This window comes from Sediminicola sp. YIK13 (genome assembly GCF_001430825.1).
Classification (GTDB): domain Bacteria; phylum Bacteroidota; class Bacteroidia; order Flavobacteriales; family Flavobacteriaceae; genus Sediminicola.
Genome location: NZ_CP010535.1, coordinates 2,696,432 through 2,718,386, shown reverse-complemented (window position 1 = coordinate 2,718,386; position 21,955 = coordinate 2,696,432). Strand labels below are relative to the sequence as shown.

The window sequence follows — 21,955 nt, the reverse complement described above, 5'->3', positions numbered from 1 at the left end:
CCATGGGTACAATGCGTTTCACAACATAAATATACACCCCTACAACAATAACTTCATAGCGTCAGTAGAATAGACAATATTTGTTATTGAATGCTAGGCTTTTGGAAGTTCCCTCCACGGTTTTCTTGCTAGAAAATCGATTCTATCCAACATCCAGCAATTCAAAATAACAAAAACGCATGTCCTCTAGACATGGATAATGTGGGTTTTACCAAACGAATTAGCCAAATGAAAGTAACTTTATTTTCAAAAACAGTCCTGGTATTTGTGACCCTTTTGGGCTATGCTGGATTTTCTCAGGAGTTTAATAATTTTCAGGTACGGTACCAAGATAATATCAAGGGTGACCTCACCTTTATAGCGAACAATATTGTTAACCGTGACGGAGGTTCGGGTACAACAAGGCCCAACAACGCTTATAACAACCTAAGCACTAATGGCAATGGGAATGCAGAGACCGGAGGTGCCAACAACTACAACGACTCCAAAAACATGCAATATATTGATGTTGATGGGGACGCATCTACCTTCAGTTCCAGTAGCGCCATTTTAAATTACCCTTCACCAGACTGTAACCAGATACGGTATGCAGGGCTTTATTGGTCGGCTACCTATCCAAGTGCACAGGGTGGGCAGAGTGTTGGTACCGGAAGGCAAACAGATTTTAATAGGGTAAAATTAAAGGTGCCGGGAGGTACCTATGTTGATATTACGGCGAACGAGGTATTATATGACGGTTTTACCAGTACCGATGCATCCATGAGGGCAAATAGCCCTTATGCCTGTTATGCTGATGTGACCGCAATATTGTCTGGTCTCGCTAATCCGCAAGGGACTTATACTATTGCGAATGTAAGATCAATAATTGGAAACGGTGTTTCGGGCGGAGCTGCCGCTGGCTGGACCTTGGTCGTTGCATATGAAAATCCTACGGTTACTGGAAAATTGATAACAACCTTTGATGGCTTTGCAAGAGTAAATGGTGCTAATCCAACTGTAAATGTAAACTATACTGGTTTTGAAACAATCCCGGCAGGTCCTGTAAAGGCAAATATTGGTGTAGCAGCCCTTGAGGGGGATTATAGAATTGGCGGGGACCAACTAAGTATTAAAGCGGCTAGCAAAGCAACCTTTACACAGTTGAGCAATGCCACCAATCCGGCGGACAATTTTTTTAACAGTAATATAACGCTGAACGGAGTAGCGGTAAACGACAGAAACCCTAATAGCGCAAATACATTAGGGTACGATACCGATTTCTTTTTCTTGGACAATCCGGCAAATGCCACATTGCCCAATTCAGAGAATGCTGCCACCTTTAGGTTTACATCAACCGGGGATCAATATTATCCTTTCTTCAATTCATTTAATGTAGAAATAATTGAACCGGAAATAGATGTCACTAAAAATGTGGAGGATGTCATGGGTAATGATATTGCGAACGCGGACGTAACCTTGGGTCAGGAAATGTTCTACATTCTGAAGTTTCAAAATATAGGAAATGATGATGCGGTAAATTTTACGTTAAAGGACGCGCTGCCCACCAATGTGGATTTTCTACCTAGTGGTCTAGTCTTGCCCCCTCCTATTAATGGACAGGCAATCACCTATGTCTATGATGATGTCAGTCATGAGATTGTTTTTACAGTGCCCAACGAATTTGTACAAAAGGGAGACCCGCAATACACCATTAAATTAAAGGTAAGGGTGGTTCCTGATTGTTACAGACTAAGGGACGCCTGCTCCAACATCATACAAAACACTGCATATGCCACATATAGCGGTGCTTTTAACAATAATGTAATTACGGATGATCCAAGTGTCTCCAGATTTGATAACTGTGGATATGCAGTCCCTGGAGCAACAAACTTTTTGGTCAATCTGGGTGATTGTGATTTCAATAGGGATCAATATTTATGTGGAAGCTCGGCGACGTTAAGTGCAGGTACGGGCTTTGATACCTATGAATGGAGAGATCAAAATGGTACAGTCGTAGGAAACACCCAAAGCATAGTGGTTACCCAACTAGGAACGTATACTGTGACAAAAACAGTGCCCGCACCTTGTTTGAGTTTTGATGAGGTCATTAATGTGGTTCCGTTTACCAACAATGTTTCAAACCCTATAATACCTTACGCCGATGAAGTGGCCACTTGTCCCAATGACGGTTCTGCCCTTCCAAAGATATTTTTATGCGGTGCCAATGATGAGCGTTTAATAGAAACGACGTTTACCGATGCCATTTCCTATGCTTGGCAGAAATTGGACGAGGGAAGTTGCTCGGCCACTGCATCAGATAATTGTGTGACCACCAGCGCTTCTTGTGTGTGGACCACTGTTGCAACTACAGAAGATTTTACGGCTACTGAGGCGGGTACATTCCGTTTTGTGGTGAACTATGAAAATGGGTGCTCCAATAGGTTCAACTTTAAGGTTTATGAAAACATATTGTCTCCCGAGGTCCTTAAAAAGGATATCATGTGCGGACAACCAGGAAATATTACCATTACCAATGTCCCTGGGAGTTATGAGTATAGCCTTGATCAAAATGATTGGAGCTCATCAAACACTACGGGTGTATTTGATATTGCAACTCCTGGTTCATATAATGTATACATCAGACAACAGAATGTACCTACCAACCCATGTATCTTTGTTGTCAATAGTATAGACATATTCCAAAGAAACTTCTCCGTAAATGTTACAAAGACAGACCCATTATGTATTAACGATAAGGGTAGTATCAGCATTTCGGTAAATGACGTTGACCCACAATATTATTATGAACTAAGACAGGGCGGGTCACTAGTGGACTCATTTGGTCCTTCAGATGATAACAATTACACGTTTACCTCCGTAAATATTGGAGACTATACTGTTGTTGCCACTACAGATGATGGTTGTTCCTATACCCAGGATGTTTCTATTGCTTCCAGTTCTACCATGAGCGCTTCGGCAGTTGTTTCCCAAAATGTAAGTTGTAAGGAAGGAAACATACAAGTAAAAGGAGCAGGTGGTTCTGGAGTGTATTATTATGCCATATGGAGTTACATAGATGAAAGTGGGGCAGGAGGACCACTCTACAGCGAAATTAACGATATACCAGCCTCTGCATATCAAACCAGTGTCATATTTGATGTCAAGATAGGGGAGCAGGGCACGTATCAATACGTTGTTTTGGATGGAAATAATTGTGCTGCCATTTCTAATCCAGTTACCATCACTTTGGAGGAAGAGGCTGAATACACGGTCAATTCAACAGATGAAACCTGTTTTAATGCCAATGATGGAACGATAAGTGTAAACCTGATAGATGATAATGGTTATAACCTGGAATATAGCATCAATAATATAGATTTTTTTCCAAGTAGTAATTTCTATGATTTGTCTCCTGGCGATTATATGCTTTATGTGAGATTAAAAAGAGGGAACCGTGACTGTGATTATTTTTACCCTATTACCATACAGCCAGCGGCAGAAATAACAGCCACTGCTACCTTGACCCAAAATTATACCTGTGTTCAGAATGGGATTATTTCTTTTTCTGGTGCTACAGGTGGTTCTGGTAGTTATCAATACAGCCTGGACGGGGTAACTTTTGGTGCTGCAACAACATATTCCAACCTAACAGATGGCACCTATTCCCCTGCCATTAGGGATACCAATAACCCAACTTGTGTTATTTCATTGCCAGAAATTATTATTGAGCCGTTAAGCGCACCTACAGATTTATCTTTTAGTGCCACTCAAATTACATGTACAACCCCTACCTCCGACGTTACACTCAGCACTTCAGGAGGCTCAGGGATATTGACGTACAGAATGACCAGTCCGTCCGTTGGAAGCCCAGACACTACAGATGGTGTTACGGCAACCTTCAATGGCTTGGCTGTTGGCACCTATACCTTTGAGGTGACCGATGAGAACAACTGTGTTTATACAGAGAACTATACCATAAATGATATCACCTATATAGCGGTTAACGGTTCCCTTCAGAGCGATGTAAGTTGTTTTGGCGGTAACGATGGTGCTATTGATTTTAGTGTGGCCGGTTTTGGCACCACCTACCAATATACTATTAATGGGGGAACTGCCATTACAGGACAGACTTCTCCTACCATTAACCTCACAGCCCTTGTTGCTGGGGATTATACTATTGTGGTAACAGATGAAGCCACAGCTTGTACGGATTCAGAGACTATTACTGTCAATGAACCCTCCGCGGCATTAGGATTTACGTTCAATGTGACCCCTTTGACCTGTGCGGCCAATGGTTCAGTAAGCATCAGTGCTTCCAATGGTTGGGGGGGATATACTTATCAACTGACGCAGCCAGATGGAAGTGATCTTGGGCCACAAGCAAGCAATGTGTTTTCTGGACTTACCCAGACTGGAAACTATACCATAAGCGTATCCGATGCTGGTGGCTGTATCATAACAAATACATTTACTATTACGGCCCCGGTAAATCCTACTGTAACGTTGGATCCTACTACGGACTTGTGTTATTCGCCTGCAACGGGTGTAAGCCTAACTGCTTCAGCTTCTGGTGGTGTTGCCCCATATGTTTATAGCCTCAATGGAGCTCCGAACCAAAACAGTAATAGTTTTAATAATCTGGCACCAGGATCTTATACTGTAGTGGTTAGGGATGCTTATGGATGTACTGCAACTTCCAACACGGTAGTTGTAGAACCACAATTGACTGCGGCTTCGGTATTGACCAAGGAATTGGATTGTAGCGCCTCACCAGATGCAATTATGGATATCACTATTAGTGGTGGATATGCTCCGTATACCTATCAACTCAATGGAGGCGCGACCACAGCAGTAATTGGAAATTCAATATCTTATACCACCCCAACAGACGGAACTTTTGTCTTTACTATTACAGATGCTGAAGGGTGTACTGCCCAGACAACGGTAATTGTAGATCCTATTACCACCCCTGTTGCAACGCATAACGCAATTGATCCAGATTGTGACGGCGCAACCAACGGTAGTGTGGAAATCATCATAGACAGTAATTTTGGAACTCCGGCATATCAGATAGATTTTAATGGAATGGGTCTTTCTTCCCAGACCTTATATACTGGCTTGGGTGCGGGAACCTACACTTATATTGTGGAGGATAGCAAAGGGTGTACCTATACGGATACCGTAACATTAACAACCCCCAACCCAATTGCCGCCGATGCCGTATTGACACAACCATATACTTGTTTGCAAAACGGAACGATTCAAGCACAGAATGTTGTGGGTGGAACCTCCCCATATTCCTATAGTATTGATGGCGTTTCCTTTGGAGGATCGGATACTTTTACCAATTTAACAAATGGCACATACACCATTACCGTAAGGGATGCAAGTGGGTGTACATTTGTTACCAATAGTGTGGTTATACCTGCCTTAGACCCACCTACAGATATTGCCTTTAGTGCAACAGCACCAAATTGCCCTGTGCAAACATCGGATGTAACGCTCGTCGTTACTGGTGGTACAGGAGCAATCAACTATGAAATAATAGCCCCTGCAGGATTTGACAACGGGAATAACAATGTGTTTTCTGGATTGGCTCCAGATACATATACATTTTTGGTCACCGATGCCAATGGCTGTACATATACAGAAAACTTTACCATAACACCTGTTGCCCCGATAAATATTGCAGGTACGTTGGTTAGCAATGTAACCTGTTTGGGAGATGCCGATGGCGTTATCTCTTTTGATACTTCTGGTTTTTCGGCTACGTACCAATATACAATCAACGGTGGAACGCCAGTGACAAACCAGTCGGCCCCTACAACAACCATTAATGGCTTGGTAGCTGGGGATTATATTATTGTTGTTACGGATGAAACCACCATGTGTTCCGACACTACCACTATAACGGTAAGCGAACCTGCCACACCATTGGCAATAAATACTATTTCCGTAACCGATCCTACCTGTTCTCCAAGTGGAACGGTGTCCGGTTCTGTTTCCATTACCGCTTCTGGTGGTTGGGGAGGATATACGTATGAAATTACGGATCCTAGCGGAACCGTAACTTCCAATACCTCAGGAACTTTTGGCAATTTGTTGGATACTTCGGCACCTTATGCTGTTACTGTTACCGATTTAAATGGGTGTATTATTACCGATACTTTTTCAATCAATCCGATCATTGCACCCGACTTAAACGTTAGTGCAAATAGTTTATGTTATGATGCGTCTTCTGGGCTTACCATTACTGCAACCGTAGTTACAGGTGGAGAGGCTCCATTCCAGTACAGAATTAATGGAGGTGCCTACCAATCAGCTAATGTGTTCAATGGTTTGGCCCCTGGAACCTACACGTTGGATGTTATCGATAGTAAAAACTGTACCGATACGGAGACTATAACCGTTAACCCTACTCTTTCTGTTAATGCTGTTTTGGATAAGGATATGGATTGTAGCGCTTCCCCAGACGCACAGATTACCATTTCCATTACGGGGGGAACCAGTCCATTTAACTATGAGGTTATTTTGGATGGAACTACATTCCAAGCCAGTACTCCTGTTCCGGCAATACCTTTTACCTACTCAACAGGAACCGCAGGTTCTTATGAGTTTATCATAAGTGATGGTTCTGGTTGTACCATTACCTCTAATACAATTATAGTTAGCAGTAACACCCCACCAACGGCAACACCAGTGGTAACAGACCCACGTTGTGCGGGCTCTGCCGATGGTTCTGTGAATTTGGGTGTTTCAGGAGGTACCCCTCCATACCAAATTGTTTTCAATGGCAGTGTTCCTTCTACCCAAACCGTATACTCTGGTTTGGCGGCAGGAAATTATAATTATACCATTACGGATTCCAAAGGGTGTCAGATTACGGGAACTGTTACCTTAACAGACCCACCAGCCTTGACTATCGCAACAGCCGTTTCTCAGGATTATACCTGTACCTCGGGTTCTGCGACCATAGATGTTACAAGTTTTGGCGGAGGAACCGCCCCTTATGCCTATAGTATCGATGGTGTAAATTTTGGCCCTGGAACCTCTTTTTCTGGTTTAATGGCCGGAACTTATACCATTACTATAAGAGATGCCAATAATTGTACGGCCACAAGTACACAAACCATTGATCCATTAAACGCACCAACAGACCTTTCATTCGCGCCTTCTGCAATGACCTGTCCTGCAGTGGTTAGTAATGTTACCGTTAGTGTAACCGATGGGAATGGGCCTTTCCAATATGAATTGATTGCGCCGATCCTTAGTTATAGGGATAATGGCAGCGATGATACATTTATAGGGTTAACTCCAGGAACCTATACCTTTAGAGTAACCGATGCAAAAGGATGTACACTACAGAAATCCTATACTATAAATACGATCCCCCAGGTAAGTGTTTTGTACCAATTGGTAAAAAACGTGACCTGTAAAGGGGATTCGGATGGGGAGTTTGCCTTCACGGTGAGCGACTTTGTTGCTACCTACAGCTATACGGTTACGAACAGTTCGGGTACAATTGTGCAGAATGAAAACGGTATTAATAGGACTACTCCTATCGCTGTTCCAGGCCTTGACGCCGACTCCTATATTGTCACCGTTACTGACGATACTACGACTTGTGAGGCAATAGCACCTGCGTTAATCAGTGAACCTACATTTGCATTGGATTTTACAGCTTCTAATACAGATGTAACCTGTTTGAACAACGCCACCATTACGGTAGTAGCCTCTGGAGGGTGGAATTCTTACCAATACCAATTGATGGATGCTACAAGTACGGTAACTGTAGTTCCTTATCAAGGGAATAGGGTGTTCAGTAATATTCCTGCTGGCGATTACACCGTTTATGTAATGGATGCCAATGGGTGTGAGGTCAATAAACCTATCTCTATTGCTCCTGCTCCAACGCCAGACCTTGCCTTGGATCCAAGCTCCGATCTTTGTTTTGATGACAATGGCGCTGTAGTAATTTTAACAGCCAGTGGTGGACAAGCCCCATATAGGTACAGGGTAAATGGGGGACCATATCAATTGAGCAATACGTTCAATGGGATCATCCCAGGTGCCTATGCCTTTGAAGCTACAGATGCTTATGGCTGTGATGCGGCCACCTTTAATATCGTTGTGCCCGAGAGGTTGATTATTGCAAGTGCAGTAGTTACAAAGGACCTAACCTGTTCCGCACCAACGGATGCAGTAATTGATATTACTGTGGATGGAGGCTACCCTCCCTATGACCGTTATGAAGTTAGTACTGATGGAGGTACCACCTTTAATCCTGGAGCTGCCCTGACAGGAGCAAGCTTTAGTTTTAATACAAATGTCTCGGGAACCTATATTTTTAGGGTATTTGATGATTATGGCTGTAGCGCTTTGTCCAACCCAATAAACGTTAATGCAACTACTAATCCTGAGGCAAATCATACTGCTATCGATCCTAGTTGTAATGGTGGCTCAGATGGTATTGTTGAAATCATACCGATTTCAGGGACAGGCCTATTGCCTTATGAGTACAGTTTCGACGGAAGTCCATTTTCTGCCCAAAGGACCTATTCAGGTCTATCGGCAGGGGTACCTTATACATATACCATTAGAGACAGTAAAGGATGTTTTACAACATACACCGTTACATTAAATGATCCCGCTGTTTTTGATGCCAATGTTTCTGTAACTGATGTTTCTTGTGGTGGTGTAGGTGTTGGAGATTTGCCCGGAAGTATTACTATTGATATTACAAGTGGAGGAGTTCCAGATTATACCTATACGCTATATGATCAATCCAATAATATTGTGGCAGTATTGGGGCCAACACCTAATCCAGTAACAACCTCAAGTACATCTGTAACTTTTGATGGATTGGCTTTTGGGGATTATTATATTAGAGTGATTAATGCAAACGGATGTGAATATTATGAAGATCCTGTAAGAGTATTAGCTAGTCCATTTCTGTCATTAAATTCAGCACCCGCAATTGCCGATTGTGCTACTGGCGGGACAGTTGAATTGTCTGCGGATGGTGGATCTGGAAGTTATACATTTTCTATTTATGGTACGGCAATTGGACCTAATTCAACTGGCACATCAGGAACTGCTGTTATTGCAACTTTTACAGGTTTAAATGCTGGTCAAACCTATGTTTTTCAGGCTATTGATGATGCCACTGGCTGTTCTAGTTATGTAGAGGAAACTATTCCAACACTTTCAAATATTGATGTGGTAGCTTCCCCAAGTGTAACCAATGTTAGTTGTTTTGGAGAAACCAATGGGTCCTTGGAATTTCAAATTGAAGGGTTTGATCCTAGTGTAACAGTAATCAACTACAATATACTAAACGCTCTTACCAATTCTCCATTAGGGGCAGCTTATTCTGGTAGTGTAACACAGGCAGCTGGAGGTCCAACACCTACCCCATTAGTGATGGTAAACAATATACCACCTGGGGATTATGTATTATATTTTGAGGAGGATACAAGCCCGTTTTGTTCTAATACCTATGGTTTTAGAGTTTTGGAACCTACTCCTGTGCAGTTAAGTTTGGTTAATAAGTCCAATGCTAATTGTAATGATGGTTCATTTGTTACCGTTAAAGCAACAGGTGGTTCTGGTTCATACTCATTTGCCTATGTGCCTACAGGAGATCCTGTTCCAGGGACTTTTCCAAATTCTAGTACTTTTCAAATAATATCAGCCACATATCCAGTTGACTATGATATATATGTTCAGGATCTAAATGGCTGTGTTGCTCCACCAATTACTGTAACTCTCGAAAAGGACCCGGAGTCTGCTATTTCTATAGATGTAGCCGATAATTGTGTATCTCCAGATGGCACTTTTCAAATTATTGTAACAATGAATAACGCGGGGATAGGTCCTCATTATATTAGTGTAGACGGAGGTGTATTTGAGCCAGTGGCGTTAAATAATCCGGGGGAAACTGTTACCATATCGTCTCTTTCTTCTGGAACCCATACTATAGAAGTTGTAGATTCCAGTGGCTGTGGTGAAGCGGCAGAATCCATTACCATATACCCTCCATTAATGGCCCAAGCAACAATTACCCAAGAAGAGTTTTGTAACCCTTCCAATAATGCTGAGGTTGCCATTTCTACTAGCGGAGGCTCAGGAGATTTCAATTATGTACAAACAAGCCCTGCAGGACCAACACAGGTCAATGATCCAGTGTTTACAGGATTGACCAGTGGCACCTATGATTTTGATGTTATAGATAATATAACAGGATGTAGCAGGAGCGTTACTGTCACCATTGAAGCGCCAATCAACCCTACTTTTAGCTTATCTGCTACAGACGTGAGCTGTTTTGGAGGTGGCGATGGTACCATTACAGTTGCGTTGGATGCAGGAAACTTGGATACCCCTTACCTATACAGTTTGGATGGGGGTACTACAACACAAAATTCAAATGTATTTGTCGGACTTTTAGAGGGTACATATACAGTAACTGTTATTTCTGGTAAAGGATGTACACACGATGAGACCATTACAGTTAATGAGCCATCACAGTTGGCTATCACTGCCCTTGCCTCAGATTATACTTGTGATGATAATGCAAGCACGGTAACGGTTACCATAGATGATGATACTTCTGGGAATCCTTCGGGGACAGGACCTTATCTGTATAGCTTTAATGGCAGTTCGTTCCAAGGAGATAATACGTATATGATTGCCTATGGTTCCCCAGATGTTACTGTTATTGTCAAGGATGATAATGGTTGTACGGTTTCTGCTTCGGTGGTCATTCCGGCAGAACAAAAGGTAACGGCTAACATCAATCAATTACAGGCAATAAATTGTAGCAATGGTCAAGAGATCATAGAAATAATTCCAGCTAACGGTTCTGGTAACTATAGCTACACAGAATTACCAAGCGGGAACGTAGTTGCAGACCCATTAAATATTGTTTTGACAGCACCTGGGAACTATGTGTACGAGGTATTGGATACGACTACCAATTGTTCCGTAATTGTAGAGCATAATGTGGCGCCTTACGACCTCATCATGGTTACCGCTTCTTTGGTTTCAGATGCCACTTGTAGCGATAGCAGTGATGGGCAGATGCAACTTAATATTACCGGCTATGTAGGTACTTTTGATTATCAAGTTTTTGACAATATTGGTAATCCTGTTGCAGGAGCAGCAGGAAGTTCTGATGCTATTTCAGATCCTTTTAATTATGTTATTCCACAAACCTTACCTGCAGGGATCTATACCGTTGAGGTTACAGAGACTCAGGACCCTTTCTGTTCGGAAGTTTCCAATTCAGTGACCATAGATGCGCCAGAAGAAGTTATTGTTGTTGAGGTAAGCAATACCCCTGACAACTGTAATGAGGATGCCATTGTGGTGGTACAAGCAAGTGGAGGAACAGGTCCATATACCTATGCGGTAGTATTGGACGGAGCAGCTACGCCAGGAACATTCCCGGAAAATGAAACTTTACATCTGGATTATGCTTTAGGGGCCAATTGGGATGTCTATGCCCAAGATGCCAATGGTTGTATTTCCCAAGTTTTGGATATTACCATTACCGAGGACACGAGACCCGATATTACATTAGCGATTGTTGATGAGTGTGAGGAGGACGGGAGCTTTTCAATAAACGTAAGTTTAGATGCCGTAAATACAGGCGTTGCCCCGTATAGAATTAGAATAGTTGGCAATTCATTCCAAAATATTACAACGTTCCCATATACCTTTAGTAACCTATCTTCAGGATCATATGATATAGAAGTGGTGGATGCCAATGGTTGTGGGGAAATTGAATCCATTACCATTAGTCCTGAGTTGGAATTTACCGCTATGGTCAATACCCAGCCTACTTGTAATAGCAATGACGGAATAATAGATTTTAACGTAGTAGGCGGTTCAGGTGGCAGCACCGTTGAACTTTTCCAAGCGGATGGTATTACTCCAACCGGAATTGCTCCGGTAGCTAACCAATTTACAGGCGTGGCTTTTGGAACCTATATTGTTCGTGTTACGGACAATACCCTTGGAAATCCTGCCAATTGTACCAAGGAAATACAAGTTACTTTGGAAGAGCCGACACCGGTAACCCTACAGGCTACCCAAAAAACAGATATTAGTTGTTTTGGTGCAGCGGATGGAACCATAAATGTGAGAATAGTGAACCCTGGTGCTGGTGTAAATGACAACCCACCTTATACATTTACCATAGATAATGGAACAGATCCTGCAATTACCCAAAGCACCGGATTCTTCTCAGGATTGAATCCAGGAATATATGATATTACTGTTACCTCTAACCGTAACTGTATTGTTACAGATCAGGTGACCATAACAGAACCACAACAGTTGGTGGCCTCTATAAGCAATGTAATCGATTTTGCTTGTGATGCCAACAATACGGCTCAAACAGCTTCTTTTGATATTACAGCCGATCCTACTACAGGAACGGGACCTTACTTTTTCAGTATCAATGGTGGGGCTTATTTTGAAGGGACTGGACCAGCTAGGAATCAATACACTTATATAACTGCCAATGCAGGCACATTTACTGTAGATGTAAAGGACAATAATGGGTGTTCCATTGTTGCTCCATTGTCCCAGACGATAGATCCATTACCTGTAATCACCAATGTGGCTTTTTCACAGCAAGCGGCCATTACATGTGACAATGATGAGGTAGTTCGTTTGACGGTTACCGGAGGTTCGGGAGATTTCACATTCGACCTATTGCCAATGGGTACAGCCACTATTGCTCCTGGATCAGGTTTCAATACTGTTGACTTTACATTAACCACCGTTGGAGATTATACCTTTAGGGTTACCGATAATGTAACAGGATGTTATTTTACAACAGCACCTTATACCATTGCTCCATATGACCTTATAGAGGTTGTTGCCTCTCCAACAGCACCAGTAACTTGTTTTGGTGACACCGATGGTGCTATGGAGATCAGTGTGACCGGTTATACGGGGAATTACAACTATGTAGTTTACAATAGTGATGGCAGTCTTGCAGGCATCAGTGGTTCTGGGGTTGCCCCGGGGACCCTGAGTATTGCAAATATGCCTGCAGGTAATTTTTACGTCGGAGTTGAGGCATTAAACACTCCATTCTGTGATGATATCACAAATACGGTAACCATTACATCGCCAAGTGCAGCGCTAAGCCTCTTGGAGATAAGCAATATAAACGCCAACTGTACTGTTGGGGCACAAGTGAGTGTAAGGGCCAGCGGAGGAAATGGAGGATATACCTATGCCTTTGTACCAGATGCGACCTCACCTACTGGCCTTTATGGCGCAAGTGCTTCCGCTACTTTAGATCCGGCTACCAGTTTGGATTGGGATGTTTGGGTAATGGATACTCAGGGATGTACCACTATGATAGATGTGGTAATTGCTGTTGATCCCTTGCCTACGGTAACGGCCCCTGCATTTGCGACGGACCAGTGTACTTCTACAGGGACTTCATATAGCTTTACAGTAGCAGGTTCTACAGGGGTAGGTCCGTTATCTTACAGTATCGGTTCAGGATTCCAGAGTAGTGGTACCTTCACGGTTTCCGCACCGGGAACCTATACTATTACCGTTCGTGACGGCAATGGTTGTACCGCTATGGATACTTTGGTTATTTATCCGGCATTGGGGGCAACCCCAACGGTAACGACACAAGTGTCGTGTGATGTGGACAATGGGGAGATTACGGTTACCGCACAGGGTGGAACCGGTAATTATGAGTATGAGCTGCAGGACAGCATAGGGAACACCATTGCAGGCAACCAGGTTTCCAACCTATTTACGGGACTGGCCTTTGGGGACTATATTGTGGTATTGCACGATACCACAACGGGATGTAGTATACCGGCAACTGTTACTTTGGAAGCCCCAACCCCAGTTGTGTTCACCACTTCCAAGGAAGATGTTTCCTGTAACGGTGGAGCTGATGGTTCCATACTGGTTAATTTGGACGCATCCAATAACAACCAGCCTTATACCTTTACAATTTCTGATGGGATAACTTCTACCAGTCAAGCCGGTAATTTGTTTACGGACTTAGCTGCAGGAACATATGATATTACGGTGACTTCAGATAGAAACTGTGTAGATACTCAAACCGTAACTATTACAGAACCTTCTCCTGTTTCCGTTAGCGCAACCCATACAGAATTTGCCTGTAACCCCAATAATTCAGTGACCCAGGCAACTATTACAGCCATTGGGGCAAATGGAACGGCACCTTACACGTATAGTATCAATGGCGGTAACTTCCGCTCTTCGAATATATTTACTATTACAGACACCGGGTTGTCACAAGATATTACGATTACCGTAATGGATGACAACGGATGTACCGATACGACCTTGTTTACTGTAAATCCATTACCAAAGATTACAGCGGTTAATTTCACAGAGCTAACAGCAATTACTTGTAGTAATGATGAAACAGTGCGCCTATCGGTAACAGGAGGATCAGGGGATTTCAGTTTTGATCTTTTACCTATGGGAACCGCCACAGTGACTCCGGGAGCAGGAAATCAGTCAGCAGACTTTACATTAACGAGTGTAGGGGACTACGTATTCAGGGTAACAGATAATGTAACGGGTTGTTACTTTACAACAGCGCCTTATACCGTGGAGCCTTACGATATTATTGAAGTGGTGGCATCTCCAATAAATTCGGTAACCTGTTTTGGAGATACCGATGGGTCAATGTCCCTCCAGGTCAACAATTACGACGGTAATTATAATTATCAGGTATTTTGGTCTGATGGCACCGCGTTTACCGGTGTGGTCGCTTCAAATACAACAACGAACCCAATCAGTATTAATGGGTTGCCCGCAGGAAACTTTTATGTGAATGTTGTTGCGACAGGCACACCTTTCTGTGATGATCTATCAAATACCATCACCATAAAATCACCAAGCAGTCCGTTGCAATTAAATACAGACATCTCTATAGCGATAAGTTGTACAGATCCAGGACAGATAACTGCCAATGCATTTGGAGGTTGGGGCACATATACCTATGCCATTGCTCAAGGAACACCTCCAGCGGTAGGAGCTTTTACCACAAACAATGTTTTTGGTGGACTAACCGCAGGAACCTATGAAGTATATGTTAGGGATTTAAATGGTTGTGAGGTCTTCTCAACAGAAACCTTGGTGCAACCCACCCAAATCACCGCAACAGCTGTGGCTTCATCTACAATCTTGTGCGAAGGCGATTTCGGAGGGCAAATAACGGCTACGGTTACAGGTGGAGGAAGACCCGCCTTGGATGCTACTGCCAGCTATAACTACATCCTTAACTATTTGGACGAAGGGCTGGTCAGTGGGCCGCAGACATCGAATATATTTACCGATCTCCCAGCAGGAAATTATTCAGTGACTGTAACGGATAGTTGGAACTGTGATTTTACAACTCCGGCTGTATTAATAGACGAACCGTCGCAAGTAACGGCTTCTTTGGCCATAACAGCATTGAATACTTGTACTGTTGGTGCCGATCTTAGGCTAACAGCTACTGGAGGTACTGCCCCATACAGCTACAGCACATCAGTTTCTGGAGTGTTTACTCCTATGGTTGGAAGCACAGTTGACCTGACCAATGTGGCGGTAGGCCCATACCAGTATTTTATTAGGGATGCGAACGGTTGTATATCAACAGTGTCCAATACTGTTACTGTAGATGCCATTCCAGAACTACAAATTATAGCTGATGCCTTGGTTGATGTAGGTTGTTTTGAGGAAGCTACAGGACTGATCAGAGTGAAGGCCATTGGCGGTCTTGGAGGATATTCCTATTCCCTATTGGCACAGGATCAGATTACTGTTCTTAGAGGACCTCAAACAAGTACGACCTTTAATAATTTAACAGCAGGCACCTACTATATTCAAGTGGACAGCCAAGACTGTATGGACAGGGAACAGGTCGTCATTACCGAGGGTAATGAGCTGATAGCCAATACGCCAATTGTAAACAACCCGTTATGTGCCGATGATTTTGGTAGCATAGAAGTTGGTTTGGTAGGCGGTACTGGTATCTATCAGTATGCTATATCCCCTAACCTGAACCAGTTCAGCGACGAAAATGTATTTACAGATTTGTTGCCTGGAACGTATACTATTATTGCGCAAGACTCCAATGGTTGTTTGCCATTCATATTCGATCTTGAGATTGTGGCACCACTTCCTGTTGAAGTGACCACAACCATGGTTCAATCGGAAATATGTGCGGGTAGTGAAGATGGTTCTATTACTGTAGACATAACAGGAGGAACAGCACCATACAGTACTGCGTTCAACTCCAATAATCCGTCAGATTTTGTACAGGGACAAACATCCTTTACCGATTTGGCCGCAGGAACGTATGTAATTTTTGTAAAGGATAGTCAAGGATGTGAGACCAATATCATTGTTGAGATAGAGGAAGGCGTTAACCTAAACGCTGAAATAACACCTGTATATGAATGTACGGGAGCTGTTCCAGAAGCCTCAATCATCCTTACCTTGGAAGACGCATCGGTTTCAAATGATGTATTATATGCTTTGGATTCTACGGATCCAGCGGATATGGTTTTGGATCCCAACTTTACAAATATAGCCCCAGGGCAACATTATATAACGGTATCCCACGCCAATGGTTGTATAAGAACCATCGATTTTGAGATTGAACAATATGAGCCTTTGACGCTGGTATTGGAACAAAACAACATTAATGAGATAACCGCGGTTGCCACGGGAGGTAGACAAAATTACACCTTCTTCCTAGGGGATAGGGACAGAGGAAATGAGACGACGTTCTTTATCAATAGGACCGATACGTATACTGTAACCGTTGTGGATGAGAATGGTTGTGAGGTTTCCCAACAGATATTTATAGAATTTATAGATATTGAGATACCTAACTTCTTTACGCCTGATGGGGACGGACAAAACGACTTCTGGAAGCCGAGGAATGAAGAATCATGGCCCAACATACTAACCATCATATTTGACCGTTATGGTAGAGAGGTGGCCAGATTGCGACTAAATGATAAAGGATGGGATGGTTTATACAAAGAAGCCGAATTGCCAACCGGAGATTATTGGTACATCCTCAAATTACAGGGAGAAGAAGATGCCAGAGAATTTGTTGGTCACTTTACCCTTTATAGATAACCGACTTAACCTAAATAGAATTATGCGAAATACGGTGTTAACCCTAGTGTTGCTTTTTGTTGCACTGACCTCCAAAGGACAGGAGTTGACCCTACCCCAGCTTTCCCAATATTTGGCTGATAACCCATTTGTAATATCACCTACCTATTCAGGGATTGGGGATCATATCAAGATAAGGATCAATGGGCTTACCCAATGGGTAGGTATCAAGGATGCCCCGGATACCCAATCTTTGGCGGCGGATGCCAGGGTAGGGGAAAAATCGGGTATAGGAATGCTCTTGTACAATGACAGCAACGGGGAGACCAAACAAAGGGGAGCGAGACTTTCTTTTGCACACCATTTGACCTTGGACCGTTATGATGATGAGTTTTTATCTTTCGGTATTTCCTATAATTTCAATCAGTTTCGAATAGATATTGAAAATTTTAGGGACAACAATGATGCATCTGTTACCGACGATAGGTCAACCACGAATCATAACTTCGATGTAGGTCTTCTTTACCGTAAAGATAAATTTTACCTAAGTGCAAATGCCTCTAACCTGCTAGATAAGGATTTAACCAAGTTCAACCCTGTTTTTGAACCCAATAGGCTAAGGAATTATTACATATACACAGGCTACAGATATAAGAAGAGCAAGAACAGTGATATGGAAATAGAACCTTCTGTTTTCTATCAATACTTTGAAAGTGATGGGCGTTCCGTAACAGATTTGAACGTGAAATTCAGATGGTACGATTTTGAGGATTACTATTATGCCGGAGTAAACTATCGATTCTTGAACGATCAGATAGGAAACCCGCTCTACATTGCCCCTATTTTTGGGCTTAAAAAGAATAATTTCTATTTTGGATATTCCTATCAGGTAATCCTTAATGAAATTATAGGCTTTAGTTCAGGTACCCATGTGGTCACCTTGGGGGTAGATCTATTTCAAGGCCTTAGTAATTGTAGGTGTATGTACTAATATTTCCATCCAATTGGATTAAATTTGTAGAAATTTAAAACCGTTGTGGGGAAAGTAAAATTAAGTAACATCAAAGCTTATGCACACCATGGCTGCCTCGAAGAAGAAGCAATCATAGGAAGCGATTACCGAGTGGATCTTGAAGTGAAAACCGATCTGACCAAAGCTTCACAATCAGACAATTTAGTGGATACCGTAGATTATGTGCACCTCAACCGCATTGTAAAGGAGGAGATGAAGGTAAGGTCCAAGTTATTGGAACATGTGGCAAAACGGATTATAGATCGCGTTTTTTCAGAACTGCCAACGGTAGAAGAGGTGGAAATTTCTGTTTCCAAAATTAATCCGCCAATAGGTGGGGATGTGGAAATGGTATCGATAAACTTGCAAAGAACTCGTTGAAAAACGAAGGTTCAGTTTTTTTGAGCTAGAAAATAAATTACTTTTACAGGACTAATTGGCATTGTGGTCGAAATGGAGAGACGGGGTCCCGCAAGGACCTTTATAGTGGTTCGAGTCCACTCGATGCCTCAAACAAGAACGGTCTTAATTTTTAAGACCGTTTTCAATTGGCTCACAGACCAATACTCCTATGCGTTAATTGAACCGAGAACCACAACAAATAGGGCAGGGGTTCGTTTTAAATAAAACTACGCTAAAATTAATTTTTCTTAGAATTAATTTTTGTAGATTTGCAATCCAAAATTGGCATCGTGGCCGAGTGGCTAGGCAGAGCTCTGCAAAAGCTTGTACAGCAGTTCGAATCTGCTCGATGCCTCAAAAAAAAAACCGTCCCAACAGGACGGTTTTTTTCGTTTGTGAAGATTTGAAAAGGTATTTTTAATACGCCTGTAACAGGAATACCAAAAAGATGGCAGGGATAAAATAGACCGCTATGGTCTTTGCCCCTTCGTAGTCTTTGGCCATTCGCTGTCCGAACAATAACATTAATAGGGCAACACAGGAAACAATGGCACTATAAAATGCAAGCTGACTTTCTCCAGCTGTAACAATTTGGAATAATCCAACGGCAGAAAGGATCCCAGCTATCATTTCCGTGATCACCACGATGCCCAACAACATAGGAACCATATTTTTCAAAGGCGATTCAGCAAAATGACCGGTCAACCAGGATAAGTTGCCCTTCCAATCTACGAGCTTGTCAATTCCACTTTGTAAAAAGGTGATCAACAAGAAAAATAGTAAAAGAATTTCAGTGGCGTTGTTGGTAATGTTTTCCATAAGAGTAATAAGTTTTATAAATTGGTTTTATTGAGTTTATGCGGCCTTTTTATGAAGTAATCGCGTAAGTTTTATAGATAGATCTGTCAGTATTATTTTAGAGTTTCCGTTGCGCTCTATATGATAGATGGCATCTTCCAGTTCCTGGGTAATCTGTAGAATATTGTTTTCATGAATAAAAGGGGCAAATTTTGCCAATTGGAAGCCCTCCACATGGATTTTCATAAAGGTAAGGTCAGATACACTGTAATTGGTAAGCATGGCCTGTCTCATCACCGCTAGGCAGTACAACAAAAATTTCTTTTGTGTTTCCCTACCAGTTTTGGCCACCTCCTCGCTCCATAGGATAAGGTCATGTATAGCAGCCTTGTTACCTTTGGCCTTAAAAGCACTCCTCACCCACTGAACAAACCATCTTTCAAACACCAGATCTTCTGAATCTTTGTTCATCAAATCCAATGCCTTGTTAAAATTCCCATTCGATTCATGAGAAATCCGCAAGGCTTCTTCCTTGGTAAGCCCCTTTTCCACCAGTCCTTGGGCAATAACCTCTTCGGCCAAGGGAGGAAAGTGAAGCACCTGGCATCTGGAACGTATGGTCTGGATAATTTGCTCCTCCTCTTCTGTAATCAGAATAAAAACGGTCTTTGCAGGGGGTTCTTCAATTAGTTTCAACAGTTTATTGGCCGCTGAATTGTTCATTCTATCGGCCATCCAAATAATCATGACCTTATAACCGCCTTCATAAGATTTTAGGGCGAGTTTTTTTACCACTTCCTGTGCCTCGTCCACCCCTATCATGCCCTGTTTTTTTTCTATGCCTATTAGTCGGTACCAATCGAAGAGGTTGCCATAGGGCTGTTCGTTTAGAAACTCCCGCCACTCCTCCATATAATGGTTGCTAACGGCATGACTCTTTACCTTATCGCTGTTGGATACAGGAAAAGCAAAATGAACATCGGGATGGGAAATGGAATTACATTTTGCGTTACAGGCTGCATTTTCCCCTATGTTCTCCCCTTGTGTATTGGCACAGATGACGTATTGCGCATACGCTATGGCCATGGGCAATGTTCCACAGCCTTCCTTGCCTACAAATAACTGTGCATGCGGAATGCGGCCCGCATCGGCACTGAGGGTCAAATGTTTTTTGATATGGGATAATCCTAAAATGTCATTAAAAAGCATGGGTCAAATATAGTTCATTTGCTTGTTCTTCCATAATAGCAAAGCTTCCGTCATTTACAATGGACCAAGAGCATTTTTATAAGAATTGTGTGCCAATTGGTTATAAAGTAAACAACAATAGGTTGTTTTTTGCCTGAACCCTAAAGAATATGACTCCCTGGTTTAAACATACTAGAGAAATCTTTACATTTGTTTTTCTCAAAAAATCCTTGTGAAGATGAAAACTATAAACGATTTTAATTTTAAAGATAAAAAAGCCCTAATCCGTGTTGATTTCAATGTCCCGTTGGATACAGATTTTAATGTAACGGATTCCAATAGGATAGAAGCAGCAAAACCTACGATCATCAAAGTTTTGGAAGATGGCGGTAGTGCTGTTTTAATGAGCCATTATGGAAGACCAAATGGAAAGCCAAATGCTGATATGTCCTTGGGTCATATTTTGGATAAGGTTTCTGAAATTATTGGCGTTAAGGTAAAATTTGTCAGTGATTGTATTGGTGAGGAAGCCGAGAAAGCAGTTGCCGAACTTAAAAATGGGGAAGTATTACTGTTGGAAAATCTTCGTTTTCATGCCGAAGAGGAAAAAGGGGATCGTGATTTTGCAGAAAAGCTTTCGAAATTAGGTGACATCTACGTGAACGATGCCTTTGGAACAGCTCACAGGGCACATGCCTCTACAACAGTTGTTGCTCAATTTTTTAAAGGGGAGAAATGTTTTGGGAGTTTAATGGCCAAAGAAATTGAAGCGATAGAAAAAGTGATGCGTACAGGAGAGAAGCCAGTAACCGCCATTTTAGGAGGTTCCAAAGTTTCTTCCAAAATTACAATCATAGAAAACATCTTGAGCAAGGTAGACCATTTGATTATTGGTGGTGGTATGACCTATACTTTTGTTAAAGCAAAAGGTGGGAAAGTAGGGGATTCCATTTGTGAGGATGATAAGATGGATCTGGCTTTGGATATTTTAAAGCAGGCCGAAGCAAAAGGCGTAAAAGTACATATCCCGGTTGATGTTTTGGCGGCTGACAGTTTTAGCAACGATGCCAACACTAAAATTGTGGATGTAGAGACAATCCCCGAAGGATGGCAAGGCTTGGACGCAGGTCCAAAAACGTTGGCCAACTTTAAAGAGGTTGTTTTGAACAGTAAGACCATTTTATGGAATGGGCCTATAGGGGTTTTTGAGATGGAAAGTTTTGCCAAAGGAACCATAGCAATAGGTAATTATATAGATGAGGCCACCAGTAAAGGTGCATTTTCCTTAGTAGGGGGTGGAGATTCTGTTGCGGCCGTAAAGCAATTTGGATTTGAGCAAAAAGTAAGTTATGTTTCTACCGGTGGTGGTGCAATGTTGGAAAGTTTGGAAGGGAAGGTTTTGCCTGGAATTGCAGCAATATTGGAGGACTAAAAACGTTATGA

6 protein-coding genes and 1 tRNA gene are annotated in these 21,955 nt (G+C 42.3%); 5 read left to right on the top strand and 2 right to left on the bottom strand.

What is annotated here, in order from left to right:
- Positions 1 to 228: 228 nt before the first annotated feature.
- The 4 genes from SB49_RS12075 (at position 229) to SB49_RS12060 (ending at position 18,881) form a co-directional block, all read left to right on the top strand.
- A complete protein-coding gene (locus tag SB49_RS12075; protein WP_062056935.1) occupies positions 229 to 17,133 on the top strand; it encodes a T9SS type B sorting domain-containing protein in 16,905 nt (5,634 codons plus the stop codon).
- A gap of 22 nt (positions 17,134 to 17,155) precedes the next feature.
- The gene (locus SB49_RS12070; RefSeq protein ID WP_062059157.1) at positions 17,156 to 18,103 is read left to right on the top strand and encodes a PorP/SprF family type IX secretion system membrane protein; all 948 of its coding nucleotides are present in this window, start codon (positions 17,156 to 17,158) and stop codon (positions 18,101 to 18,103) included.
- Between the two features lie 45 nt (positions 18,104 to 18,148).
- Entirely contained in the window at positions 18,149 to 18,505 is a 357-nt protein-coding gene (folB, locus tag SB49_RS12065; RefSeq protein WP_062056933.1) for a dihydroneopterin aldolase, read from the top strand.
- A 305-nt stretch (positions 18,506 to 18,810) separates the two neighbouring features.
- Positions 18,811 to 18,881 (top strand) — tRNA-Cys (locus SB49_RS12060).
- A gap of 62 nt (positions 18,882 to 18,943) precedes the next feature.
- Here SB49_RS12060 and SB49_RS12055 read toward each other — a convergent pair.
- Positions 18,944 to 19,345, bottom strand: a complete 402-nt coding sequence (locus SB49_RS12055; RefSeq protein WP_062056932.1) for a hypothetical protein — start codon at positions 19,343 to 19,345, stop codon at positions 18,944 to 18,946.
- A 36-nt stretch (positions 19,346 to 19,381) separates the two neighbouring features.
- Positions 19,382 to 20,533 carry a DNA polymerase III subunit gene (locus SB49_RS12050; protein ID WP_062056930.1) on the bottom strand — a complete coding sequence of 384 codons (1,152 nt, stop codon included), beginning with the start codon at positions 20,531 to 20,533 and terminating at the stop codon, positions 19,382 to 19,384.
- A gap of 217 nt (positions 20,534 to 20,750) precedes the next feature.
- On the opposite strand from SB49_RS12050, the gene SB49_RS12045 reads away from it, so the two are divergent.
- The gene (locus SB49_RS12045; protein ID WP_062056927.1) at positions 20,751 to 21,944 is read left to right on the top strand and encodes a phosphoglycerate kinase; all 1,194 of its coding nucleotides are present in this window, start codon (positions 20,751 to 20,753) and stop codon (positions 21,942 to 21,944) included.
- The last annotated feature ends 11 nt before the right edge of the window (positions 21,945 to 21,955 follow it).

Bases quoted from the DNA above. Each gene is read 5' to 3' on its own strand.
- SB49_RS12075 (WP_062056935.1), top strand. From the start codon at position 229: ATGAAAGTAACTTTATTTTCAAAAACAGTCCTGGTATTTGTGACCCTT.
- SB49_RS12070 (WP_062059157.1), top strand. From the start codon at position 17,156: ATGCGAAATACGGTGTTAACCCTAGTGTTGCTTTTTGTTGCACTGACC.
- SB49_RS12055 (WP_062056932.1), bottom strand. From the start codon at position 19,345: ATGGAAAACATTACCAACAACGCCACTGAAATTCTTTTACTATTTTTC.
- SB49_RS12045 (WP_062056927.1), top strand. From the start codon at position 20,751: ATGAAAACTATAAACGATTTTAATTTTAAAGATAAAAAAGCCCTAATC.
- SB49_RS12050 (WP_062056930.1), bottom strand. From the start codon at position 20,533: ATGCTTTTTAATGACATTTTAGGATTATCCCATATCAAAAAACATTTG.